Source organism: Streptomyces sp. NPDC048644, assembly GCF_043199105.1.
Lineage (GTDB): Bacteria > Actinomycetota > Actinomycetes > Streptomycetales > Streptomycetaceae > Streptomyces.
This window is the reverse complement of record NZ_JBICVO010000010.1, coordinates 99,454-122,565: the sequence shown is the minus strand read 5'-3', so window position 1 is coordinate 122,565 and position 23,112 is coordinate 99,454. Positions and strand designations below refer to the sequence as shown.

General features: G+C 71.2%; 30 protein-coding genes. 22 read left to right on the top strand and 8 right to left on the bottom strand.

What is annotated here, in order from left to right; translation table 11 throughout:
- Window positions 1-222 precede the first annotated feature (222 nt).
- From ACGFNI_RS23640 to ACGFNI_RS23605, 8 genes are all read left to right on the top strand, one after another.
- Complete coding sequence (locus ACGFNI_RS23640) at window positions 223-438, top strand: hypothetical protein (RefSeq protein ID WP_393686609.1); 216 nt, start codon at window positions 223-225, stop codon at window positions 436-438.
- Window positions 435-1,166 carry a hypothetical protein gene (locus ACGFNI_RS23635; RefSeq protein WP_393686608.1) on the top strand — a complete coding sequence of 244 codons (732 nt, stop codon included), beginning with the start codon at window positions 435-437 and terminating at the stop codon, window positions 1,164-1,166. The genes ACGFNI_RS23640 and ACGFNI_RS23635 overlap by 4 nt, the downstream gene beginning before the upstream one ends.
- Entirely contained in the window at window positions 1,163-1,345 is a 183-nt protein-coding gene (locus tag ACGFNI_RS23630) for a hypothetical protein (protein ID WP_393686607.1), read from the top strand. The genes ACGFNI_RS23635 and ACGFNI_RS23630 overlap by 4 nt, the downstream gene beginning before the upstream one ends.
- Window positions 1,346-1,616: 271 nt before the next feature.
- Entirely contained in the window at window positions 1,617-2,456 is an 840-nt protein-coding gene (locus tag ACGFNI_RS23625; protein WP_393686606.1) for a glycerophosphodiester phosphodiesterase, read from the top strand.
- Between the two features lie 197 nt (window positions 2,457-2,653).
- The gene (locus tag ACGFNI_RS23620; RefSeq protein ID WP_393686605.1) at window positions 2,654-3,901 is read left to right on the top strand and encodes an acyltransferase family protein; all 1,248 of its coding nucleotides are present in this window, start codon (window positions 2,654-2,656) and stop codon (window positions 3,899-3,901) included.
- Window positions 3,902-4,113: 212 nt separating this feature from the next.
- Window positions 4,114-4,455, top strand: coding sequence for a PadR family transcriptional regulator (locus tag ACGFNI_RS23615; RefSeq protein WP_393686604.1), 342 nt, complete (start codon window positions 4,114-4,116; stop codon window positions 4,453-4,455).
- Window positions 4,452-5,411, top strand: a complete 960-nt coding sequence (locus tag ACGFNI_RS23610; protein WP_393686603.1) for a hypothetical protein — start codon at window positions 4,452-4,454, stop codon at window positions 5,409-5,411. Before ACGFNI_RS23615 ends, ACGFNI_RS23610 begins: the two co-directional genes overlap by 4 nt.
- A 459-nt stretch (window positions 5,412-5,870) precedes the next feature.
- A complete protein-coding gene (locus ACGFNI_RS23605; protein WP_393686602.1) occupies window positions 5,871-6,779 on the top strand; it encodes a phosphatase PAP2 family protein in 909 nt (302 codons plus the stop codon).
- Between the two features lie 29 nt (window positions 6,780-6,808).
- Here ACGFNI_RS23605 and ACGFNI_RS23600 read toward each other — a convergent pair whose 3' ends face one another.
- The 4 genes from ACGFNI_RS23600 to ACGFNI_RS23585 form a co-directional block, all read right to left on the bottom strand.
- Complete coding sequence (locus ACGFNI_RS23600; protein ID WP_393686601.1) at window positions 6,809-7,231, bottom strand: RidA family protein; 423 nt, start codon at window positions 7,229-7,231, stop codon at window positions 6,809-6,811.
- Window positions 7,228-8,097, bottom strand: coding sequence for a DeoR/GlpR family DNA-binding transcription regulator (locus ACGFNI_RS23595; protein ID WP_393686600.1), 870 nt, complete (start codon window positions 8,095-8,097; stop codon window positions 7,228-7,230). Before ACGFNI_RS23595 ends, ACGFNI_RS23600 begins: the two co-directional genes overlap by 4 nt.
- Window positions 8,098-8,278: 181 nt before the next feature.
- Window positions 8,279-9,958, bottom strand: coding sequence for a bifunctional 3'-5' exonuclease/DNA polymerase (locus tag ACGFNI_RS23590; RefSeq protein WP_393686599.1), 1,680 nt, complete (start codon window positions 9,956-9,958; stop codon window positions 8,279-8,281).
- Between the two features lie 75 nt (window positions 9,959-10,033).
- Window positions 10,034-11,158: a winged helix DNA-binding domain-containing protein gene (locus ACGFNI_RS23585; RefSeq protein ID WP_393686598.1), complete on the bottom strand. Its 1,125-nt coding sequence runs from the start codon at window positions 11,156-11,158 to the stop codon at window positions 10,034-10,036.
- Window positions 11,159-11,464: 306 nt separating this feature from the next.
- Here ACGFNI_RS23585 and ACGFNI_RS23580 point away from each other — a divergent pair, with 306 nt between their 5' ends.
- From ACGFNI_RS23580 to ACGFNI_RS23550, 7 genes are all read left to right on the top strand, one after another.
- Window positions 11,465-11,650 carry a chaplin gene (locus ACGFNI_RS23580; protein WP_393686715.1) on the top strand — a complete coding sequence of 62 codons (186 nt, stop codon included), beginning with the start codon at window positions 11,465-11,467 and terminating at the stop codon, window positions 11,648-11,650.
- A 241-nt stretch (window positions 11,651-11,891) separates the two neighbouring features.
- Entirely contained in the window at window positions 11,892-12,302 is a 411-nt protein-coding gene (locus ACGFNI_RS23575) for a rodlin (RefSeq protein ID WP_393686597.1), read from the top strand.
- Window positions 12,303-12,675: 373 nt separating this feature from the next.
- Window positions 12,676-12,909 carry a chaplin gene (locus ACGFNI_RS23570; protein WP_393686714.1) on the top strand — a complete coding sequence of 78 codons (234 nt, stop codon included), beginning with the start codon at window positions 12,676-12,678 and terminating at the stop codon, window positions 12,907-12,909.
- A gap of 271 nt (window positions 12,910-13,180) precedes the next feature.
- A complete protein-coding gene (locus ACGFNI_RS23565) occupies window positions 13,181-13,471 on the top strand; it encodes a hypothetical protein (protein ID WP_393686596.1) in 291 nt (96 codons plus the stop codon).
- A 221-nt stretch (window positions 13,472-13,692) separates the two neighbouring features.
- Window positions 13,693-14,103 carry a rodlin gene (locus tag ACGFNI_RS23560; protein WP_393686595.1) on the top strand — a complete coding sequence of 137 codons (411 nt, stop codon included), beginning with the start codon at window positions 13,693-13,695 and terminating at the stop codon, window positions 14,101-14,103.
- Window positions 14,104-14,532: 429 nt separating this feature from the next.
- The gene (locus ACGFNI_RS23555; protein WP_393686594.1) at window positions 14,533-14,940 is read left to right on the top strand and encodes a rodlin; all 408 of its coding nucleotides are present in this window, start codon (window positions 14,533-14,535) and stop codon (window positions 14,938-14,940) included.
- A gap of 552 nt (window positions 14,941-15,492) precedes the next feature.
- Window positions 15,493-16,338, top strand: a complete 846-nt coding sequence (locus ACGFNI_RS23550; RefSeq protein ID WP_393686593.1) for a nitrilase-related carbon-nitrogen hydrolase — start codon at window positions 15,493-15,495, stop codon at window positions 16,336-16,338.
- A gap of 30 nt (window positions 16,339-16,368) precedes the next feature.
- Here ACGFNI_RS23550 and tatA read toward each other — a convergent pair whose 3' ends face one another.
- The 3 genes from tatA to rpmB form a co-directional block, all read right to left on the bottom strand.
- Window positions 16,369-16,587, bottom strand: a complete 219-nt coding sequence (gene tatA / locus ACGFNI_RS23545; RefSeq protein ID WP_393686592.1) for a Sec-independent protein translocase subunit TatA — start codon at window positions 16,585-16,587, stop codon at window positions 16,369-16,371.
- A 112-nt stretch (window positions 16,588-16,699) separates the two neighbouring features.
- Window positions 16,700-17,005, bottom strand: a complete 306-nt coding sequence (gene rpsN / locus ACGFNI_RS23540; RefSeq protein ID WP_393686591.1) for a 30S ribosomal protein S14 — start codon at window positions 17,003-17,005, stop codon at window positions 16,700-16,702.
- Window positions 17,005-17,241 (bottom strand): 50S ribosomal protein L28, encoded by a 237-nt coding sequence (rpmB, locus tag ACGFNI_RS23535; protein ID WP_393686590.1) that lies wholly within the window; start codon window positions 17,239-17,241, stop codon window positions 17,005-17,007. Before rpmB ends, rpsN begins: the two co-directional genes overlap by 1 nt.
- Window positions 17,242-17,317: 76 nt before the next feature.
- On the opposite strand from rpmB, the gene rpmG reads away from it, so the two are divergent.
- From rpmG to ACGFNI_RS23510, 5 genes are all read left to right on the top strand, one after another.
- Window positions 17,318-17,521 carry a 50S ribosomal protein L33 gene (rpmG, locus tag ACGFNI_RS23530; RefSeq protein WP_393686589.1) on the top strand — a complete coding sequence of 68 codons (204 nt, stop codon included), beginning with the start codon at window positions 17,318-17,320 and terminating at the stop codon, window positions 17,519-17,521.
- A gap of 5 nt (window positions 17,522-17,526) precedes the next feature.
- Window positions 17,527-17,820, top strand: coding sequence for a type B 50S ribosomal protein L31 (locus ACGFNI_RS23525; RefSeq protein WP_393686588.1), 294 nt, complete (start codon window positions 17,527-17,529; stop codon window positions 17,818-17,820).
- Entirely contained in the window at window positions 17,820-18,968 is a 1,149-nt protein-coding gene (locus tag ACGFNI_RS23520) for a CobW family GTP-binding protein (RefSeq protein WP_393686587.1), read from the top strand. Before ACGFNI_RS23525 ends, ACGFNI_RS23520 begins: the two co-directional genes overlap by 1 nt.
- A 91-nt stretch (window positions 18,969-19,059) precedes the next feature.
- Window positions 19,060-19,296, top strand: coding sequence for a 30S ribosomal protein S18 (rpsR, locus tag ACGFNI_RS23515; RefSeq protein ID WP_393686586.1), 237 nt, complete (start codon window positions 19,060-19,062; stop codon window positions 19,294-19,296).
- A 264-nt stretch (window positions 19,297-19,560) separates the two neighbouring features.
- The gene (locus tag ACGFNI_RS23510; protein ID WP_393686585.1) at window positions 19,561-19,800 is read left to right on the top strand and encodes a DUF397 domain-containing protein; all 240 of its coding nucleotides are present in this window, start codon (window positions 19,561-19,563) and stop codon (window positions 19,798-19,800) included.
- Window positions 19,801-19,872: 72 nt separating this feature from the next.
- Here ACGFNI_RS23510 and ACGFNI_RS23505 read toward each other — a convergent pair whose 3' ends face one another.
- On the bottom strand, window positions 19,873-20,355 hold the full coding sequence (locus ACGFNI_RS23505) for an ATP-binding protein (RefSeq protein WP_393686584.1): 483 nt from the start codon (window positions 20,353-20,355) through the stop codon (window positions 19,873-19,875).
- Between the two features lie 302 nt (window positions 20,356-20,657).
- On the opposite strand from ACGFNI_RS23505, the gene ACGFNI_RS23500 reads away from it, so the two are divergent.
- Together ACGFNI_RS23500 and ACGFNI_RS23495 are read left to right on the top strand one after the other, a co-directional pair.
- Window positions 20,658-21,521, top strand: coding sequence for a helix-turn-helix domain-containing protein (locus tag ACGFNI_RS23500; protein WP_393686583.1), 864 nt, complete (start codon window positions 20,658-20,660; stop codon window positions 21,519-21,521).
- A gap of 84 nt (window positions 21,522-21,605) precedes the next feature.
- Window positions 21,606-23,063, top strand: coding sequence for an aldehyde dehydrogenase family protein (locus ACGFNI_RS23495; RefSeq protein ID WP_393686582.1), 1,458 nt, complete (start codon window positions 21,606-21,608; stop codon window positions 23,061-23,063).
- Window positions 23,064-23,112 lie beyond the last annotated feature (49 nt).

Below are 23,112 nucleotides of genomic sequence, written 5' to 3'. Positions count from 1 at the left end.
AAGACTCCTGGCCCCCATTCTGGCCCCTGAGTTGGCCCCCTGCCGGGCTCCCGACACTCACGAGTGAGATTGGTTCGCTGTCGGTATGCAGTCGCCTTCTCATCACGAGCCCGGATCAACGCCGCGCATCAACGCTGTGAACCGTCGATGCGCGTGCCTCCCGTCAACAGCATCCGTAGCCATCGCCGGTCGGCACCACCGCACTCTGCAGGGGGACCTGTCATGAGCTACCGGTCCGGCGTCTACGTCGTCGACCGTCGAACGAACCGGCTCGGCCGCGTCGTGGGCAACCAAGGGCCGTGCCTCCAACTCCGGCCGCCAGGCGGTGGGGTCGGTTGGGGCTGCCCGTCAGGCCACGCGCGGCTGGCCACCGCGCGGGAACAACGCGCGGCCGGTATCCGCGCCGACGAGGCGGAGCCAGAGGTGACCGCATCGTGATCCGTCCCGTCCCCGGACCGGCGTTCCTCGCAGGGGTCGCCGTATCCACCTGGCTCGACACTGCCTCGCCCGCCGATCCTGTAGGAGCCCTGCTGATCGGGCACGTCCACCCGCAGCTCGGAGGCCATACCGTCGCGGCCATCGAGACCGCGCTCCTCGGCCTGGCCGAAGCCATGACACTTCGCCCAGTCACTGAGCCGATGCCCGATATCGGCACCCGCGTCCTGATGCGCGGCCCCATGGTTGCGCTCGACTACGGCCACCCGGCCTACACCCTGCGCCTGCCGTCACCGGGGCCCGGCTGGCAGGCCCATGTCGCCGCGGGCGGACCGGTGTGCCTCACGCTCGGCCTCGATCCGCTGCCGCCCGGCGCCGGCCCCGACTCCATCGGGGCGTACCTCCACCGCACCGCCGCCACAGGCCGCGCCTACCGGGGCATGACCGCGCTCCGGCAACACCCAGATGCCGAGTCCTCTCCGTCGGCCCGAGGAACCGACATGGATGACACCCCACCCACGCCCGCATCGTGTGAGGGATGCGGCACCCTCCACGATGTCGCCGAGACCTACCTGCATGCGGACTCCGGGCCAGGCTGGGAGTTTTCACTATGCCAACGGTGCGCCGATGCACCACCGACGGGTCTCTACCACGAAGCACACATCGACCGGCTCCTCACGTGGTCCGAAGCCCCCCACGAGACGGCCGTCGACGGGAGGGGGGATCTGTGACCGATTCCGAATGCTGTCACTGCGGATCCATGAACGGCCTGCGGAACGTCTTCATCGACGCCGCCTCCGGGCCGGTCATCACTCGTACGCTCTGCGAGCAATGCGCACCCGGCCCGTCCTGGCTCGACACACCAGGAACCGTCGACCGGGCTCCCCGCCGCACTGACCCCGAGGCGTAGCAGGGTGGGCTGCCGCCGCAAGCGCCGACGGCAGCCCTCCGCCCCCTTTACCGGGGGCGGGCACCACCGGAAGGCCCCGTGCATCAGCCCGGCACGGCGGCCAGGGCCACCTGCACGCGTAGAGCGCCGGGCGCCCGGATGGCCGTGCCCGGATAGCGGGGGTGCCGGGGCCGGGTGATCTTCGGTGGAGTGCCGCCTTCCGCCGTGGGAGGGGCCGACGCAACCGAGGGGCCGTGGTCCGCCCCCTGCGGGCGAGCCACCTGGAGGCCCCATGCCGCGCCGACCGATACGGCTGGCCGTCGGGGCCGCCGCGCTGGCCGCGATAGCCGTGGGCACGGCGTCCGCGGCACCCGGAAAACCGGCCACGGCCGCCGCGCCGCTGGTCATAGCGCACCGGGGAGCGGCACACCGCGCCCCGGAGAACACCATCGCCGCGGTGGACGCGGCGCACCGGCTCGGCCGCGTCTGGGTCGAGAACGACGTGCAGCGCACCAAGGACGGGCAGCTGATCGTGATGCACGACGCGACGCTGCGGCGGACGACGGACGCGGCGCGGGTCTTCCCCGCCCGCGCACCGTGGCGGGTGGGCGACTTCACGGCCGCCGACCTCGCCCGCCTGGACGCCGGAAGCTGGTTCGGGAAGCGGTTCGCGGGGGAGCGGGTGCCCACCCTCACCGGCTATCTGCGGCGGCTGGAGCACAACGGCCAGGCGCTGCTCCTCGAACTGAAATCCCCCGCGCGCTACCCGGGCATCGAGGCGCAGACCGTCGCCCTGCTCCGCGAGGAAGGCTGGCTTGACCGCGCGCACACCGACCGCCGACTGGTCGTCCAGAGCTTCTGCGTGCCGTGTGTGCGGACCGTCCACGCACTGGTCCCGCAGGTGCGCACCGGCATCCTGGGCGCGCCGCGGCTGCGTGACCTCGCGCGCTACGCCAGGTTCGCCGACCAGATCAACCCGCCGATGGCCAAGGCCCGTCCGGCCTGGATCGCCGCCGTGCACCGGCTGCGCGGCCCGCACGGCAGACCCCTGGAGATCTACGCCTGGGGAGCCGGTACGGGCGCCGGGGCGCCGGCCGCTGCGGCGCGGGGCATAGAGGGTGTCGTCGCGTAGGGTTCCCGCGCGGTAAGGGCCGTATCCGGCAGGGATTTACGGGATTCCCGCGCCGCGGTTAAGGTGCCTGGGATGTTCGATGCCGCCATGCTCCCCGCAAAAGAACTAAGACGCAGGATTTGGCTTATGGGTTCCGTTTTGGCACCCCGTGAGATCCAGCGTCCCACTCCTCCTCTGGGTTCGTTCCGGGAGGGCCCTTGACGAACGATGCACAGGCGCACGGCGACCGGCGGGTTCCCCTTCCCCCGCAGCAGCAGGGCTCGGACGAGACGCTGAACCTGGCGTGGCCGGGGGCACAGCAGGGCCACCGGGACGTGGCGAGGGGCGGCACGGCGACGGCGACGGCACCCGCCAGGGCCGCGATGGCCACGGCCGGCGCCGCCAAGGAGACGCCGAAGGCCGATGCGGGGCAGCCGAAGGCCAAGCAGCGCGACGCGTTCTTCGACAACGCGAAATACCTCGCCATCGTGCTGGTGGCGATGGGGCATTCCTGGGAACCGCTCCGGGACGGCAGCCGCTCGGCCGCCGCGCTCTACATCACCGTCTACGCCTTCCACATGCCGGCGTTCATCATCATCTCCGGCTATTTCTCGCGCAGTTTCGACATGCGCAAGGACCGCCTCCAGCGGCTGATCACCGGCGTCGCCATCCCGTACATCCTCTTCGAGGTGGCGTACACCCTCTTCAAGCGGTGGGCGGACGATGACCCCGGCTATCCGATCAGCCTCCTGGACCCCTGGTACCTGACGTGGTTCCTGATCGCCCTGTTCATCTGGCGGCTGACCACCCCGCTGTGGAAGATCGTGCGCTGGCCCGTCCCGCTGGCGCTGACCATCGCCGTACTGGCCTCCGTCTCACCGGACATCGGTGACGACCTCGACCTCCAACGGGTCCTCCAGTTCCTGCCGTTCTTCGTGATCGGCCTGAGCCTGCGCCCCGAGCACTTCAAGCTCGTCAGGCGCCGGCAGGCCAGGATCGCGGCGGTGCCGGTCATGGCCGCCGCCCTGGTCTTCGCGTACTGGGCCGCGCCGCGGATGAACGCGGCGTGGTTCTACCACCGCGACGCCGCCCAGGAACTCGGCGCCCCGTGGTGGAGCGGCGCCGTGATGACGCTCGCCATGTTCGGTTGCTCGCTGGTGCTCGTGGCCTGCTTCTTCGCCTGGATCCCGGGCCGCACGATGTGGTGCACCGCACTCGGCGCCGGCACCCTCTACGGCTACCTGCTGCACGGCTTCCTCGCCAAGGGCTCCCGCTTCTGGCACTGGTACGACAACCCGTGGATGCACACGCCGTGGGGCGCCGTCCTGCTGACGCTCATCGCGGGCACCGTCATCACACTGCTGTGCACCCCACCGGTGCAACGGGCCTTCCGCTGGGCCATGGAGCCCAAGATGACCTGGGCCTTCAAGAAGGACCCGGTGGAAGCGGCACGCGGCAGGGCCTGAGCCCGCCACCACCCGGCCGGGCACCGGAGCACTCGCTCCGGTGCCCGGCCGCGTCATTTCTCGGGGGCGGCGGCCAGGCCCTGCCGCGTGCCGCTCCGGTACACCGCCGGTCAACGGCCACGGGCACGGCCACGGCCACGGGCCGCCGGAGCCGGGCCTGAGGCCGTGCCCCGGGAGCCGCATACTTCGAGTGCCGATATATGCTCCCGATCATGAGGAAACGGCAGCCGATCCTGACCGAACCGCAGTACTTCATCCTGGCCGCGCTCCTGGACGGACCGCTGCACGGCTACGGCATCATCAAGGCCACCGAACAGGCCACCGGCGGACGGCTCACACTCGCCGTCGGCACCCTGTACGGGGCGCTGGAGCGAATGGAGAAGGCCGGTCTGGTGACCGCCGACCACGAGGAGGTCGTGGACGGGCGGCAACGCCGCTACTACCGGCTCACCGACGACGGCACCGGCACGCTGGAGCAGGAGGCGCTGCGCATGCAACAGGCCGCGGCCGTCGTCACCGCTCGCCGCAGGATCCCCGGGACGGCCCCCGCATGAACCGTCTGCTGCTCGCCGCCTACCCCAAGACCTACCGTGACCGGTACGGGGACGAGCTGCTGGCCTGCCTCACCGAGGCGCACCCGGGCCGCAGTTGGCCGCCGCCCCGCGAGGCCGCCGCCCTGCTGCGCGGCGGGATCCAGGCGCACGCCCGTACCGCGGCCGACGACACCGCCAGGCCGTGGTGGCTGGACGGCATCCACCTGGCCGCCCTCGTCCTCGCCGCCCTGGCGCTGGTGCCGTACCTCCAGGACGTCTGGGACTGGGCGCTGCGCATCGACCCCGGCAACGCCATCGGTTTCCATCACGCCGGCTGGTACCCGTGGGCGCAGGGGCCAGGCACGCCCACGCGGCTGCTGCCCTACGGACTGCTCCCGCTGGCCGCCCTGGTGGCGCTGCTGCGCGGCAAACCGTGGCTCGCGCTGCCCGCCGCGGCGCTGATGATCTACGCAGGTGCCACGCTCGGCAGCTCGACGCTCTTCGGCGACGAGGGTGTCGTGGGCGTCGGCTACTACGGCCTCGCCGCACCGATCAGGGCCGGCAACCTGGCCCTGTCGGCGACGCTGTGTGCCGCCTGCGCGGCGCTGGCCCTGTGCCGCCCCCGACGGCTGCGCCGCCGCTCCTACGGCTGGCTCGTCCCCGTACTCCTCGCCATGTTCGTGGCCGGCGCCCTGCGCATCGCCTCCTACGACCCGTGGTTCCAGCGCGCGCAACTCGTGGTCGAAGCCGGCGCCCTGCTCGCCGCGTGGTGGGCGACGACCACCACAGGCGACTTCCGGTGGACCATCCCCGTCGCCGCGTTCACGCTGCTGCGCGCCCACGCACTCCTCACCTCGGCGATGCCCCTGGACAACCGGCACGTATCGGAATCCGCCGTCATCCTCGTCCTGCTCGCCGCACTCCCGGTCCTGATCGCCGCGGCCAGGACCCGGCGCAGCAGCCCGCAGCTCGGCTAGGTCCTGTCGGGGGGGGGGCCGCGGGGGGGGGGGGGGGGGGGGGGGGGGGGGGGGGGGGGGGGGGGGGGGGGGGGGGGCGGGGGGGGGGCGCGGGGGGGGGCGCGGGGCGTACCCCCCCCCCCCCCCCCCCCCCCCCCCCCCCCCCCCCCCCCCCCCCCCCCCCGCCGCGGCCCCCCCCCCCCCCCCCCCCCCCCCGGGCGGGCGCCCCCCCCCCCACGACAGGATCTAGGGCGTTTCTGACGGATCTCCGCGGCGTCGCGGCGTCTGGCACGCACGCTCGCGGCGTTGCCGCAATGTCCCCATAGCTCCGCTATGAAGACATCCCGGCGCCTTGCGATCGCACGCACCAGACGCCGCTCCTTCCTCCACGGAGATCCGTCAGAAACGCCCTAGTGCCCGCTCCCGGCCCAGGGCCGACGGCATGTCATGAGGCACGAGCCCCGACGGAACGAGAAGGCCATGAACCAGCAGGACCAGCAGGACCGCCAGGACCAGCAGGACCACCGGTACACACGGGAATCCCGGCCGGATCCCACGGCCCTCGGCGCGACTCCCGGCGCGACCTCCGGCGCACCCGCCGGCACCGCCTCCTACCCGGCCCGGCTGCGCCCGGCCGCCCTGTTCCTCGCCGCGTTCGCGGCCGTCTACCTGCTCGCGGTGTGCACCCCGTTCGGGCAGGCGGCGGAGAACTCCCTGGTCGTCGGATTCGCCGACGACGCCCGGATCTTCCCGTGGGCCCAGTCGCTCGGCCCGCCGCCGCTGACGGCTGAGTACGCCACCCTCATCGTGGGCGTCGTGCTGCTCGCGGTGGTCGCCGCGGTGCGCAGGCGCCCGCTCGCGGGCGCCGCCGCCGTCGCGGTCGCGGTGGTCACGCTCGGGGCGACGGAGCTCCTGAACAAGGCGGTGCTGCCCCGCCCCGACCTGTCACACGCCCCCGGGAACCTCGTCGAGGCGAGCTTTCCCAGCGGCCACGTCGCCATCGCCGCGGGGCTGGTCGCCGGCGCCCTGCTCATCGCGTCCCCGCGCACCCGCCCCTACGTCGCCGCGGCCGGCGCGCTCTGGCTCGCGGTCACCGCCGCCGCCGTCCAGGCGCTCTACTGGCACCGGCCCAGCGACGCGCTCGGCGCCACGCTGCTGGCCTGCGCCTGCTACGCACTCGCCACCCGCCTGCTGCCGTCCGTCGCCCCCGAGGCCCGCACGCGCCCGCGCGCCTGGCCGGCCCTGGCCCTCGCCGTGGCCGGCGCCCTGTCGGCGGGCTCACGGGCCGACGCGTTCGCCCGCCCGCTGGTGTTCGCCGTGGCCGCGGTCGCCTGCGCGGCACTGCTCTGGCTCACCGCCATGGGACGGCCCGCACCGCGCCGCTCCTGACGACGCGGGGCGCCGGCCCCCGTGCGGATTCAGACGCCACGGCCCCGGCCGACCACCGCGATGCCCTCGATCTCGACCAGCGCCGCCTCGTCCCACAGGCGGGCGGCGCCGATCACGGACATCGCCGGGTAGTCGCCGCCCACCAGGCGCTTCCACACCCGCCCGATCTCCCGGGCGTGGGCCCGGTAGCCGTCCACGTCGACGGCGAAGACGGTGAGCTTGGCCAGGTCGCAGGGGGCGGCACCGGCCGCAGCCGCGGCGGCCAGGAGATTGGCCAGGGCCCGCTCGAACTGCTCGACGATGCCGTGCCCGACGATCCGCCCGGACGCGTCCAGGGCGGTCTGCCCGGCGAGGAAGACCATCGTCCCCGTGGCGGCCACGACCGCATGGCTGAAACCGCTCGGCGCAGACAGCTGCGGCGGGTTGATCCGCTCCAGCGGGGTGTCGCTCACGACCGATGGTGGGCGCCCTCCGCCGCCAACTCGTAGCGCACGCCCAGGGATTGCAGCGCGTCCTGCTCCTCCTGCGGCAGCAGCTCGTCGGAGATGACGAGGTCGAAGTCGGCCAGCGGCGCCAGCTCGTAGAGCGCCTGGCGGCCGAACTTCGAGTGGTCCACGAGCAGCACCCGGCGCCGGGCCGCGGCCATCAACGCCCGCTTGACCAGGACGTTTTCCTGGGCCTGGTGGTAGCAGTGGCCGTTGTCGACGGCGGAGGTGGACAGGAAGGCGACATCGGCGCGGAAGCTGCGGGCGATATCGGCGGTGGACATCCCGAGAAAGGCGTTGAACGCCGCGTGGTACTCGCCGCCCAGCGCGATCACCCGGATATCGGGCTCCTCCGCCAACTCGTTGATCACCTGGAGGGAGTTGGTGATGACGGTGTAGGCGCCGCGCGAGGCGAGCGTACGGGCCAGCGGCAGCGCCGTACTGGAGTCGTCGATGATCACGGCCTGGCCCGGCTCGGCTATGGCCAGCGCCGCCGCGCAGATGGCTTCCTTCGCCGCCACCTGCTCATTGCCGCGCCAGCGCGCGTTGGACTCGAAGAGGGCGTTCGGCGCCGCCGTCGCACCGCCCCGCACCTTCCGCAGCCACCCCTGGTGCTCCAGCGTGTCCAGGTCGCGGTGGACCGTCATCTGGCTGACACCCAGCTCCTGTACCAGCTCCTCGATGGTCACCTGGCCTTCGGCCAGCACCCGGTCCGCGATGCGCTTCCGGCGGTTCCTGGGGCTCAGCTTCGCCGCCGGGACGCCCGTGGCCGACGCGTGCCCGTCCGCGACCCCGGTCGCGACCGAGGTCTGATTCCCTTCGCTGTCGGTCAACGCGTGGTCCCTTTCCGGATCGGATGTCGGCCGCCCACCGCACGGCCGGCCCCCTACTCCGGGAGTTTAGGCGCTGTCCGCCCGCACCCCCAGGTCATGGCACCGGCATCCCGAGTACCCCACACACCCCATCCGCCACGCCCCCGTCCCCTCTCGCGCCTCACCCCCCCACTACTTCTCCCTACTTGGCGTCCGCATAGCAGTCCACCACCGCCGTCGTGAACGGAAAACGCACCGGGGTCCGGCCGAACGCGATCCGTCCCGCCGCGTCCGCGGCCGAAGCGATGGCCGCCGCCACCGTTTCGGCCTCCTCCGCCGGGCAGTGCACGATCACCTCGTCGTGCTGGAAGAAGACCAGCTCGGCCCGGAGCCCGGCCTCGTGCAGCGTCCGCCGCAGCCCCGCCAGCACCAGCAGAGCCCAGTCGGCCGCGCTGCCCTGCACGACGAAGTTACGGGTGAACCGGCCGCGGGCACGGGCCGCCGCACTGCTGCCGTACCCCGAGGACACCGCCTCCTCCTGCGGCAGACCCGCCTCGTCGGGCGGCGCCACGGACGCGGGCGGCGAGGTGCGCCCCAGCCACGTCCGCACCAGCCTGCCCTCCTCACCCGCCCGCGCCGCGTCGTCGACGTACGCCACCGCGGCCGGATAACGGCGGCGCAGGTCGGCCAGGTGCTTGAGCGCGTCACCGGACGTCTGCCCGTAGATGGCCCCGAGCAGCGCGAGCTTGGCCTGCGCCCGGTCACCCCGGAAGGCACGGGCGGCCAGATCCGCGTACAGATCACGGCCGCTGCCCGCCACCTCCATCAGGCCGCGGTCCCGCGAGACGGCGGCCAGCACCCGCGGCTCCATCTGGTCGGCGTCGGCGACCACGAGACGCCACCCGGGATCGGCCCGCACGGCCTGCCGGATGATCTTCGGGATCTGGAGGGCCCCGCCGCCGTTGGTCGTCCAGCGCCCCGACACCGTCCCGCCGGGCAGATACGCGGGCCGGAACCTGCCGTCGTGCACCCACTGCTGCAACCAGGACCAGCCGTGCGCGGTGTGCAGCCGGTAGAGCGCCTTGTACTCCAGGAGCGGCGCCACCGCCGGATGGTCGAGCTGCTGCAACTCCCACTTGCGGGTCGAGGAAAGCGGAATCCCCGCGCCCGCGAAGGCCCTGATGATGTCGTTCGGCAGATCGGGGCGCACCCGGGCCCCGGGGCCGAACGCCCGCGACACCTCCTCCGCCAGCTCCGCCAGCCGCCGCGTCTCCAGGCCGCCCGGATACCGCTCGCCCAGCAGCCCGTCCAGCAGCGCACGGTGCACATCCGCCCGCCAGGGCACCCCGGCCCGCGTCATCTCCACCGCGACCAGCGTCCCCGCCGACTCGGACGCCAGCAGCAGCCGCAACCGCTCCGGCTCCTTGGCCCGTTCCGTACGCGCCACCTGACCCGCGTAGACCTCCAGCAGCGCGGTCAGCTCGTCCGCGCCGTCGGGCAGCGGCACCGGACCCGGCTCGAACAGCGAGGGCTGGGTCTCGGCCGCCCGCACCGGAGCGTCCTCCGGCACCGGCAGGCCGTGCAGCCGCGCCCACGCGGCGGCCAGCGAACGCGGCTGGCCCGACTGCCCCTCCTCGTGGCCGATCAGCAGCGCCTCGGCGGCCTCCACGTCGTAGCAGCGCTCGACCCGCACCCCCGCCGCCAGCAGCCGCCGGTAGACGTCCGCGGTGGAACGCCAGACCCACCGCTCGACCTCGGGCCGCGCCCGGACCGCCTCGGCCAGCGACGGCTCCCGCACCACAGGCCCGGCGGGCCGCCCGTCCTGGGCGAGCGGGCAGAGACGCGCACCCCCGTCGCCCGTCTCCGCCACCGCCCATCTCATGCCCCCGAGTCTTCCACCAGGGTCTGACAATCCCCCTGACCAGCCCATTCACCCACCCATCTCACCCGTCCCCCCTCACTCCGTCCGCACCCGCAGCGTCCGCTCCCGGCCCGTGCAACGCGCCAGATGCGCGGCCTCCGCCTCCAGACCGGCCCGCGGCACCGCGCCGTGCTCCCGGAAGAGCGTCACCACCACCACCACCTCCTCGTCCGCGAACTCCCACACCCCCGCCACCCGGCCCGCGTGCACCACCACCGGCGAGACCCAGCCCCCGGCCCGGCTCACGGCCCTGCGCCGCGCCGCCGCGATCAGCCGGGTGTCGGCCGTACCGGGCCCGAGGACGTACTGATCGAAACCGGCGAGCAGCCGCACCACGTCCGACGGCCGCGTCCCCGCCAGCGCCTCGGCGTCCTCGCTGCGCACATACGCCCCGCCCGTCCCGTCGACCTCGACCTCCGTCAGCCGGTCGCCGAGCGCCGCGAACCAGCCACGGAGCACGGGCTTACGCGTCGCCCCGCGCAGCAGCCAGGCGTCGAAGGCCGAAGGCGTCGCAGGACCGTGCGCCCCGAGATACGCGGGCACCACCAACGCCGCGGCCTCCTCCGGATCCGGCAACCCCTGCCACCCCGGCACCCACGTCCGCGGCGCGGTGAACGTCACCCGCTGCCCCTGCGCCGGCCCCTGGCACAACCGTCCCGTCCAGGCCAGCGGCTTGAGGAGCACACCCCACCCGGAGGACAACTGCTCGCCCAGGCCACCGAGCCCCGGCCGCGCGAGCACCTCGGCCGTCAACTCCTGGCGAGTCAGCACCCGCCCTTCGAGGATCTCGTCCACCGCGTCGCCGAGCGCCGCCAGTTGTGCAGGGCTGACCCCGAACGCCCGCTGCCAGGAAGGCTTTTCCCAGGTGCGCGCGGCCCCGAGCAGCGCCAGATAGGCCGCCGCTTCCCGCGCGGGCAGCAGGTGCAGGGTGCCGCGCATCGCCCAGGTGCGCACCAGGGAACGGTCCGCGAGCGCCCGCTGCACGGCGCCGGCCGTCGGCGTCTTCCGCCGTGTGGCCAGGGCGAGTTCGGCGGCGGACGCCACCTGTGCCTGGACACCCGCCAGCCGCCCGACGAGCTTCGCCGGGGACACGTTCGTCCGCGGCAGAAGGCTCTGCTGCCGCAGCCGCCAGGCACACACCTGAGCATGGGTAACCTTCATGGATCCATTGCACACGAGACCACTGACAATCGACCGTGAGCGACGTGATCTTGGCGCCCCGGGCCTCGAACGGCCGTACCCCGGGCCGATGTTCCAAGGGCCACACATGGCACACCAGGCTCCCGATTCACTCGAATGAGCCGCTACTTCGACGCGCCGTGAGCCGTTGAGCAGCTTGTCGCTCTACGCGGCAGTACGGCGCTTTTTGCAGTCGTACAGGTCCTGAATGCTGCTCAGTTAAAGAGGTTCGCCGTGAAGTTTGTCTCCAAGGCCGTCGTCCTGTCCGCCGCCGCGGGCGTCGCTGTCATGGGCGGGGCCGGCATCGCCTCCGCCAACTCCGGTGCCGCGGGTGGCGCCAACGGTTCCCCCGGCGTCGTCTCCGGCAACGTCATCCAGGTTCCGGTCCACGTTCCGGTCAACCTCTGCGGCAACTCCATCAACGTCATCGGTCTGCTCAACCCGGCCTTCGGCAACACCTGCGTCAACAGCTGAGCACCGCCCGACGGCGGTCGCCCGCCCCGGGCCGCACAGCTTCCGGCCGGTACGGAGTCTTTGATCTCCGTACCGGCCTTCCGCATGCCGGGCCCGGATCACGGCCCGCGGCGCCACCTGGATCTGGTGATATGTGTCTATGGTTTCGTGGCATTTGGGTGAAGGGGCGAAACCGCACCCTCAGAAGCGAGTTGACCAGGGCGCTCCGGATTCGGACGCTCCGCTTCGAGAAGGGTAAATCGTGATCAAGAAGGTCCTGGCCACGACGGCCGTAGCCGCCTCCATCGTCGGCATTACGGCGACGGTCGCCCCCCAGGCGATGGCAGTCGGCAACGACAACGGCACCTCCACGGTCAACGGCAACGGTGCCAAGACCGCCTACGGCAACTCCACCACCAAGGGCAACATGAGCCCGCAGCTGGAGCTGATCCAGGGCACGCTGAACAACCCCTGCATCGGCCTGCCGCTCAAGGCGAACGTCGGTTCGCTGATCGGTCTCATCCCGATCACGGTGCAGGACGTCAATGTCCTGGCCAACCCGCAGAACCAGCAGTGCACCGAGAACTCCACGCAGGCCAAGGGCGACGAGCCGCTGTCGCACATCCTCGACGACATCCCGGTCATCTCCGGCAACGGCGTCGCCAACCACTGACCCTTCCGTCAGCCACCGGCCCGGATCCCCGGTTCTCTCCTCCCGGTGGTCCGGGCCGTGTGGTGCCCCGCTGCGAATCGTGGGCCGGAGTATTTCGATCCGCCTCCGGCAGGAATTCGTATACGTCAAACAATCCTTCGTCTGTTCGTCCTGCGGTGGCTCCGACGGCGAGGCCGCGCACCATGCGTGGTGACTATCGGCCGAAACGACTCCGGGTCGATCGGGCGATTTTTCCGAAAACTCCTCCGCAGGAGTTTCGTCGGCGAGGGGACGTCGTTACCAATATCGTCAGCGGAGCTACGGGCGAGCAGGTTCACGCCCGTGCGGCACGAAGGACGTGTCCGCCACGGACCCGCTGCAGGAAGGGCTGAAAGTGAAGTACGCAAAGGCCGCTGCGGTCGCCGCCGGAACTCTCATGGCAGTGGGTGCGGCAGCACCGGCATTCGCCGACTCGGGTGCCCTGGGCTCCGCCAAGAACTCCCCGGGCGTCATCTCAGGCAACGTCATCCAGGTGCCGATCCACGTGCCGATCAACCTCTGTGGCAACACGATCGACATCATCGGGCTGCTCAACCCGGCGTTCGGCAACACCTGCGTCAACGGCTGATTCGAAGATATTCGAACCGCGTTGTCCTGGCCGGCCTCGGTGCGTCTTTTCCGTGCACCGAGGCCGGCCGGTTTACGGTCCGCGTGGGGTGTGCCCGGCGGCCCGGCGAACCTTTTGAGTGGCGTTCCCAAGAACCGGGAACTTCAGAGTTTCCCCGGCGGGCGGTTCTCGTTAGTCAGGGGGAAAGCGGTGATCCGAGCAGCGAAGTGATTGCTCACGCGGCTCTGGTGTCGCGCTCTCCCGAGCACCGCCCGAGAAGGGACAGTCCAAAGTGAAGTACGCGAAGTCCGCCGCTGTTGTCGCCGGTTCTCTGATGGCCATCGGTGCGGCCACTCCCGCCTTCGCTGCCGCGCCGCCCGCGCCTCCGGCCATGAGCCTCAACGGCGGGCTCACGGAGGCGCTGAACAGCGAGCAGCTGGACGGTCACCAGATCCGGCCGCTGGTCGACACGGTCAGGGGCGCGGGCGAAAACGCGGAGTCCGGAGCGGCGAACCTCCTCGGCGGCGCCACGGGGGCCGCCAAGGACAGCAAGCTGCTCGGTGGTCTGCCGCTCGGGCGCTAATTCCCCGCGCGGTGCGGATTGTCGTCGTACGGAAATGTCGGACCACCGATATTCGAGACGGCCGCCGTATCGCTTCTTCGGTATCTCGGGCGGATTTTCTGATCGAAGAAAAAGATCAGGACGCAAGCTCATCCGAGTGAATCTGCACAACCCCACTCCAATAACCCGGGTTGGGCACGGTGCCCGGTCCAAGGGCAACCCGAAACACGAAGGACAACGCAATGATCAAGAAGGCTTTGGCGACCGCAGCCGCGGCTGCGTCCATCGTCGGCATTGCTGCCGCTTCCGCCCCGCAGGCGATGGCGGTCGGCAATGACCACGGCACGACGTCCGTCAACGGCAACGGTGCCGCGCAGACGTACGGCAACTCCGCGACCTACGGCTACATGAGCCCGCAGATCGGCCTTATCCAGGGCTCGCTCAACAAGCCCTGCATCGGGCTGCCCGCCAAGGCGAACATCGGCTCGCTCATCGGTCTCATCCCGATCACGGTCCAGGACCTCAACGTCCTGTCGAACCCGCAGAACCAGCAGTGCACCGAGAACTCGACGCAGGCCAAGGGCGACGAGCCGCTGTCGCACATTCTGGACGACATTCCGGTGCTCTCCGGGAACGGCACCGCCAACCACTGACCGGTGCGAGGAAACCCGGGCCGCCCAGCCCTCCTTCTTCTGGGCGGCCCGGGTTTTTCGCTGCCCGGAACAGTGCCGTGGGGAGCGTGCTCGGAGCGGAAATGCGGGGCTTATCGAATTCCCTGCATTGTTATGCGGCCGTGACCGGAGGGGTCGATGTCATTCGTTGGGCACGGTGTGTGGAGGGATGCATGCCCATGCGTCCGTGGGATTGATGGGGTTGCGGAAGTGTGGGCATGCCGGCAGGTGCACAAGGGGTCTGCGCGGCCGGATGCGGCGGCGCAGACCCCGCGTGTGAGCGAAGGGTGACGGCTCTTCGGTGCGGGATCTCCATCTGTTCGGGTGACCAGCCGGAACCCGGGGCATTCTGACGGGTTGTTGAATCAGGGCTTCCGTGCCGGAAGCTCCGTGTACGGAAGGGTTTGTACGATGAAGAAGATCATGGCTGGCGCCGCCCTCGCGGTGTCGCTGGTGGGTGTCTCGGCTGCGGCTGCCCCGCAGGCGCTCGCGGTCGGTAACGACTCGGGTACCACGACGGTCAACGGCAACGGTGCCAAGACCGCCTACGGCAACTCCACCACGCACGGCAAGCTGAGCACTCAGCTCGGCCTCGTCCAGGGGTCGCTGAACGACCTCTGCCTGGGCGTGCCGGCGAAGGTCAACGTCGGTTCGCTGATCGGGCTCGTCCCGATCACGGTGCAGGACGTCAACGTCCTGGCCAACCCGCAGAACCAGCAGTGCGCGAAGAACTCGACGCAGGCCAAGGGCGACGAGCCGCTGTCGCACCTCGTCAACGACATCCCGGTGCTCTCCGGGAACGGTGTCGGCAATCACTGACGGCCCCATGCTTGCCCGGGCGGCCGGTTCCGCGTCTGTGGACGCGGGGCCGGCCGCCCGGTCGTGAGGGCGGGGCGTGGGGGTGAGGGGGCCGGGGGCCGAGAGGCGCGCGGGGCGGTGGTCTCGGCGGCCGGCCGAGCGGGTCCGGCGGGCCGCTCGGCCTGGGCCGCCCGGTCGAGGCGGCCGTCGGCATCGCCGGACGACTCGACCGCGCGCCGTCGTACCACGCTGCCTGGTGGCGCTGCGGCTGGAAGCCACCGGCGCTCGGACGACGGACTGTGCGGATCAACGCGTGAACATCCGCTCCGGCACGGGCAGGATCGTTCATTCGCTCATTGGTGGGACCGGCGTACGTCGGGGGTTTGAAGTGGCGCAAAGGGCTCGGTCAGAGGCGGGGTGGCGCAGGGCCGGCGGGGAAACGATGCGGCGGGTGGCGGGGAGCGGAGCGGGGCCGGACAGGGGCTGTCGCTGTGCCGGGGCCTTTTCGGGCCACCTCTGGGAGGATGGCAGGAGGAAATGCCGCAAAAGGTGATGAATGGGTGAGGTGCGGCGATGCGGATAGCGCTGGCGCAGACGGACTGCGTCCTGGGGGACGTCCCGGAGAATCTCGCCGTCGCCCGGGAGCAGATCGAGCAGGCCGCCACCCAGGGCGCCGATCTGGTGGTGTTTCCCGAACTCAGCCTGCACGGCTATCACTTGGGCGCCCTGGAGCGTGACGCGTCGGTCGAGGCGCGGGATTCCCGACTGCTGGAGCTGAGCATGCTGGGGCCCGATGTCCTGGTCGGCTTTCATGAGCACACCAACATGCGTGCGTACAACACGTCGGCGCACTATGCGGGCGGGGCGCTGGTGCACGCGCACCGCAAGCTCTACCTGCCGAACTATCTCGCCTGGGAGGAGCGCAAGCACGTGAGTCCGGGGCAGTCGCTGCGGGCGTACGACCTGACGAAGTCGCCGAGCGGCGGGCGGGGCGCGACGCTGGTCTGCAACGACGCGTGGCAGCCGGTGCTGCCGTGGCTGGCGGTGCAGGACGGGGCCGAGGTGCTGTTCGTGCCGACGAACAGTGCGGCCAGCCTGGATCCGGGGGCGATGGACACCGGCCTGTACTGGGGCACCCTGCTCGCCTATACGGCGAAGATGCTCCAGTGCTGGGTGGTCTTCGTCAACCGGGTCGGCAACGAGCACGGGGCGGCCTTCTGGGGCGGCTCGCGGGTGGTGGATCCCCGGGGTGCGGTGGTGGCGCAGGCGCCCGAGTGGGAGCCCGCGCTGGTCACCGTCGACATCGATCTGTCCGAGGCGCGGCGGCAGCGCCGTTCCGTGCCGTTGGTCGCCGAGGCGCGGCTGGGGCTGATCGACCGCGAGGTGCGGCGGCTGATCGAGGAGGGCGGGGACAGCTGAGCGCTGCCGCCTCCTGGCGGCCGTGCGCGGTCAGTGGCCGGTGGCCGACTCCGGACGCGGGGTGGCGGCCGAGGTGTGCGGCTCCTCGGTCTGCCGCTCTTCCTTGAGCGCCTTGGTCTCGGACTTGAGGATGCGCATCGAGCGGCCCAGGCCACGGGCCATGTCGGGCAGCTTCTTCGAGCCGAAGAGCAGCACGAGCGCCGCGATGATCAGGATGAGGTGCCAGGGTTCGAAGGCGTTCCGGAGCATGTCGTGCTCGCTTTCGTCGGGGGTGCCTGCGGACGTTCTGCCCAGTATGACCGGAACGGTCCGGCCGCCCGGCCGAGGGGTCGCCCCCGGGCGGGCGGCCGGGCGGCCCGGGTCACCAGCTGGATTTGCGCACCCCCGGGAGAAAGCCGGCGTGGGCCTGCTCGCGCACCCTGATGCGGGAGAGGCCGAAGGCGCGGAGGTGGCCGCGGGGGCGGCCGTCGACGCTGTCGCGGTTGCGTACCCGAGTGGCGCTGGCGTCGCGCGGCTGGCGGGACAGTTCGCGCTGGGCGGCGTACCGCTCCTCCTGTGGGGTCCGCGGGTTGCGGATGACGGCCTTGAGGAGGGCCCTGCGGGCGGCGTAGCGGGCCACCGTCGCGCGCCGCTTCTCGTTCTTGGCGATCTTGCTCTGCTTGGCCATCAGACCTTTTCCCCTCGTGCGCGGATCCGGGCGACGGTCGCCTCGATCCCGATCGTGTCGACGGTCTTGACGCCCTTGGTGCTCAGCGTGAGCCGGATGTGCCGGCCCTCGCTCTCCAGCCAGTAGCGCTTGCGCTGGATGTTCGGGTCGAAGCGGCGTGCGGTGCGCCGGTGCGAGTGGGAGACGGAGTTGCCGAAGCCGGGCTTGCGGCCGGTCAGCTGGCAATGGGCGGACATGGTGACGAGGTCCCTTCGGGAGGGGCCCCTGGTGAGGGCCTATTGAAAATGGAAACCATTTCCGTATACTAACCACATGGCCCGCAACGAACTACGCCCGGTCGTCGAGCTCCGGTCCACCGCCGGTGCCGGTCCCCAAGCTCTCGGCTCCGCTCGACCAGGGGAGGCCCCATTCACCTACGTCACCCGCAAGAACCGCCGGAACGATCCCGACCGCCTCGTCCTGCGCAAGTACGACCAGGTCGCCCGCCGGCACGTCACCTTCCGAGAGGAGCGCTGAGCTTCGTGAAGCCCGGAATCCACCCCGCGTACGGGCCCGTCGTCTTCCGCGACCGGGCCGCCGACTTCGCCTTCCTGACCCGTCCCCGAGCTCTCGGCTCCGCTCGACCAGGGGAGGCCCCATCGACCGTCACCGGCGACACGACGATCGAGTGGGAGGACGGGCACACCTACCCACTCGTCGACGTCGAGATCTCGTCGGCGAGCCACCCCTTCTACACAGGGACCGCCCGGGTGCTCGACACCGCGGGCCGGGTCGAGCGCTTCGAGCGCCGTTACGGCAAGGGCGGGGCCCGCTGATGGAGCGGCTCGCTGTCGTCCTCGTCGGTGGCCTGCACGCGGAGGCGCGGCGGGCCGCCGTCGAGCGGCTGCTGCACGCCGTGCCGGGCAGCGTCGCCCTCCACCACGACCTGGAGTCGGCGGCCGACGGCACCGTCGAGCGGACCGTCAGGGACGCGTCGGGCACGCTCGATGCCGGCCGGGCGCCGCTGGTCAACGACTGCGCGTGCTGTGCGCTGCGCGAGGATCTGGTGCCGGAGCTGGAGCGGCTGGCGGCGGGGCGCACCTGCCGGCTGGCCGTCGTGGAGCTGTGGGACTCGGTCGAGCCGAAGGCGATGGCCGAGGTGGTCACCGCCTGCGGCAGCGCGAAGATCGGGCTGACCGGGGTGATCACCGCGGTCGATCCGGCGCTGCTGCTGCCCTATCTCGGGTGCGGTGACGACCTCGTCGACGCGGGCCTCGCCGCGGCGGCTTCCGATCAGCGCACCGTCGCCGACACCTGGGCGCGGCAGCTGGAGTACCCGCCGGTGCTCGTGCTGGTGCCGGGGGAGGAGGCGGCCGACGAAGCCGATCTGGCGCTGCTGCGGCAGCTCCATCCGACGGCGCGGCAGGTGGCGGTCGATTCGCCGGAGCTGGCGGCCGTCGCGGTCGCCGGGTTCGACGTCGAGGCGGCGGCCGGGCGGCAGCACCCGGCGTGCGCCCTGCTGCCGCAGGAGGCCGACGAGGACGGGGTGAGCACGCTCGTCTGGCAGCACACCAGGCCGTTCCACCCCGGGCGGCTCCATGCCGCGCTGGAGGACCTGACCTGCGCGGCGGCGCGCAGCCGTGGCCGCTTCTGGCTGGCCGACCGGCCCGACACGCTGCTGTCCTGGGACGCGGCCGGCGGCGCCCTGTGTGTGGAGAACGCGGGTCCGTGGCTGGCCTCGCTGCCGGACGCCGCCTGGGAGTTGGTGCCGCCGGTGCGCCGGGCAGCCGCCGCGCTGGACTGGCATCCGGAGCACGGCGACCGCGGGCAGCACCTGGTCTTCACCTCGCCCGGCCTCGACCGGGAGGGGCTGGCCTCGCTGCTGGACTCCTGTCTGCTCACGGACGCGGAGTTCGCCGGCGGCCCGTCGGCCTGGAAGAGCCTGCCGCCCGCCTTCGACGCGCTGCTCGACCCCGTTCCGTAGCCGGGCCGGCCGGGCCCGTGCGCAGTGGCGCGGGCCCGGCCGGCTCGTCTCATACCCCCATCTCCCGCATCCCGTAAGGAAGTTCCCCGCCATGGCCCGTCGATCCGACCCCCGCAGGACGCCCGTTCCCCGCCCCAATCCGCTCGACGCGGCGGGCATCACCCACGTCGACTACAAGGAGACCGGTCTGCTGCGGACGTTCCTCTCCGACCGCGGGAAGATCCGCAGCCGCCGGGTGACCCGGGTCACCGCGCAGCAGCAGCGGCAGCTGGCGCGGGCGATCAAGAACGCCCGGGAGATGGCGCTGCTGCCGTACCCGTCGAGGTGAGGGAACCCGCGGGGCATGGCGTACGTCTCTCCACCGGCTCGTCCCCCGTGGCGCCGGCCCGCCCGTCCCGCCGCGTCGGGTGCCGGACAGTAAGGGGCGGTTACCGGCCGAATATACGTACAGGTGTGCGGCAGTGCGGGCGCTCGACGTGCAGTGACGGCGTCGGCACCCCCTGTCGTGCACTTGCATCTGCGCATGCATCTGCATGTGAACGCGGCTATGATCCCGGGCAGTTGAAGACCAGTAATCACCCGGGAGACTCCTGTGCCCCACGCATACAACGGCATGGCCGCAACGGATCTCCGTGAGGTGGCGTGGCAGAAGAGCCGGCACAGCAACTCCCAGGGCTCCTGCGTGGAGTTCGCCAAGCTTCCGGGCGGGGAGATAGCGGTACGCAACTCCCGGTTCCCCGAAGGGCCCGCGCTCATCTACACGCCGGCCGAGGTCGAGGCGATGCTGCTCGGCGTCAAGGACGGGGAGTTCGACCACCTGGTGCGCGACTGAGGTCAGGAAGGGCCGTGCGCGGGGGCGGAGCGGCCCGGTGGCGGTCCGTGCCCGCGCGGGGAGCGGCTCGGGCTACGGCAGCCGGAAGAGCGCCCACACGATCTTGCCGTGCGGGGTGCCCGACAGCGGGTGCCAGCCCCAGCTGTCGCTGAACGAGTCGACGAGGTGCAGCCCGCGCCCGGACTCCGCGCCGGAGTCGGCCTCGCCCGCGACCGGCGAATCGTCGCTGGGATCGCGCACCGCACACACCAACCGCGAGGACCAGCGCATCAGATGGAGCCGGGCCGGCGGCGGGGCGTCGGCGAGCGTGGGGGCGGCGAGCACGGCGTGCCGCAGGGCGTTGGTGACCAGCTCGGAGACCACCAGGCCGACCCCGTCGAAGAGGTCGTCCAGATCCCAGCCCTGGAGCGTCTCGCGGGTGAACTTCCGCGCGCCGCTCACCGATTCGTAGCGTGGCGCGAGGGTGCAGGAGGCGGATCCGGAGACTGCCCAGGGATCGACGGGAGGAAAGCCCTGCCACAACGGCTCGAGCATGGTCAAAACCTTGGTCCCCATGCGAGGCACTCCTGGCGTTCGCGGACGGCCGGTCAGCCGGATCTGGCGGATCTTTCACGAGCGTGCATGCGTGCGACGCCCATGGTTCCGAATGCGTACGTCAGATGCAAGGGCAGATGCACGTGCACGTGCCGCGATTGCGGGAGAGCGTTCCGGTTCGCGGTCAATTCTTCCTGCCGTCTTCTTGCGGAAGGGCCGGACGGGCCTCACATATCAGTAACCGGATGAGCACTCAACGATGCGGGAACGTGGCAGACTGCGGCGCACTATTGGGCGGGTGGGGCCACGGGAGGGTCGGAAAGGTGTCCGCAAGTGAGTCGAGCGGGTCGGTGGTGCGGCGGATTCTGCTGGGATCGCAGCTTCGCCGGCTGCGGGAGTCGCGCGGGATAACCCGAGAAGCCGCGGGCTATTCGATCCGCGCGTCCGAATCGAAGATCAGCCGCATGGAGTTGGGCCGGGTCAGCTTCAAGTCGAGAGACGTGGCGGACCTCCTCGCGCTGTACGGCGTCGGCGACGAGAAGGAGCGCGAGGCGCTGCAGTCGCTCGCCCGCGAGGCCAACGTCGCGGGCTGGTGGCACAGTTACTCCGACGTGCTGCCCGGGTGGTTCCAGACGTACGTCGGTCTGGAAGGCGCCGCCTCCGCGCTGCGCACCTATGAAGTCCAGTTCGTGCACGGCCTGTTGCAGACCGAGGAGTACGCCGACGCCGTCGTCAGACGCGGCATGCCGGACGCCGCGCCGGCGGAGGTGGAGCGCCGGGTCGCGCTGCGTCTCGAACGGCAGAAGCTGCTGCTGGCCGAGCGGCCCGCGGAGTTCCACTGCGTGCTCGACGAGGCCGCGCTGCGCCGCCCGTACGGCGAAAGACAGGTGATGCGGGACCAGTTGAGACATCTGATAGCGGTGTCGGAGCGGCCGAACGTGCGCCTCCAGATCATGCCCTTCGGTATCGGCGGGCACGCCGGCGAGAGCGGGGCCTTCACCATGCTGGGCTTCCAGGAGTCGGGCCTGCCGGACATCGTCTACCTGGAGCAGCTGACCAGCGCCCTGTACGTGGACAAGCCCGATGAAGTGGCGCTGTACGCCCGCGTGATGGACCGACTCCAGGAAGAAGGCCCGAATCCGGCCGAGTCCCGGGATCTCCTTCGTGGTCTACTCCAATTGATGTGACGCGTGGGTAGGATGACAAACCATCAGGAGTCAGCACCCCCCAATGCGGCGCCCTGAGCGCCCTGTTCTCCAGATCGGGTTCGCATGTCCTACTTCGACGACGTGGCACATCAGTTCATCGACGGCGAGTGGCGCTCAGGGAGCGGCTCTTGGGACATCGTCGATTTCAACCCCTACAACGGGGAGAAACTGGCCTCCATACCGGTCGCCACGGCCGAGGAGATCGACCAGGCGTACCGCGCGGCGGAACGTGCGCAGCGCGAGTGGGCCGAGGTCAATCCGTACACCCGGCGGCTGGTCTTCGAGCGGGCGCTGAAGATCGTCGACGCGCGCGAGGCCGAGCTGTCCGACGCGATCACCGCCGAGGTCGGCGGCACCCACGCCAAGGTGGGCTTCGAACTGCACCTGGTCAGGGAATTCCTGCGGGAGGCCATGCAGTTGGCGCTGCGCGCCGAGGGGCGCATCCTGCCCTCGCCCGTGGACGGCAAGGAGAACCGCCTCTACCGGCTGCCGGTCGGCGTCGTCGGGGTGATCAGCCCGTTCAACTTCCCGCTGCTGCTGTCGATGAAGTCGGTCGCCCCCGCCATCGCGCTGGGCAACGCCGTGGTGCTCAAGCCGCACCAGAACACCCCGGTCTGCGGCGGCGGTCTGGTCGCCAAGATCTTCGAGGAGGCCGGGCTGCCGGCCGGTGTGCTCAACGTCGTGGTGACCGACATCGCCGAGATCGGTGACGCGCTGATCGAGCACCCGGTGCCCAGGGTGATCTCCTTCACCGGCTCGGAGAAGGTCGGCCGGCACGTCGCGACGGTCGCCGCATCGCACTTCAAGCAGACGGTGCTGGAGCTGGGCGGGAACAGCGCGCTGGTCGTCCTCGACGACGCGGACCTCGACTACGCGGTGGACGCGGCGGTCTTCAGCAGGTTCGTCCACCAGGGCCAGGTCTGCATGGCGGCCAACCGCGTGCTGGTGGACCGCGCGGTGGAGCGGGAGTTCACCGAGAAGTTCGTGGCGAAGGTCGCGTCCCTGAAGGTGGGCGACCCGGTGGATCCGCAGACCCACATCGGGCCGCTGATCAACGAGGGGCAGGCCGAGGCGGTCTCGTCGATGGTCGGCCGGGCCGTCGCCGAGGGGGCCACCGCGCTCGTCCACGGCGAGGCCCGTGGCACCCTCGTCGCGCCGAGCGTGCTCGGTGACGTGCCGGAGGACTCGTGGATCCTCGGGCAGGAGATCTTCGGTCCCGTGGTGCTGCTGGTGCCCTTCGACGGCGACGAGGAAGCGGTCAGGATCACCAACGCGTCGCCGTACGGGCTGAGCGGGGCGGTGCACACCGCGGACATCGAGCGCGGGGTGCGGTTCGCCAAGCGGATCGAGACCGGCATGATCCACATCAACGACGGCACGGTGCACGACGAGCCGATCGTGCCGTTCGGCGGTGAGAAGAGTTCCGGCGTGGGCAGGCTCAACGGAGACGCGGTGGTGGAGGCGTTCACCACCACCAAGTGGATCTCCATCCAGCACGGCAGGTCGCGCTTTCCGTTCTGAGGCCGACCGGGACCGGCGTCCCGGTTTTCGCGCGACACCGGAGCCATGC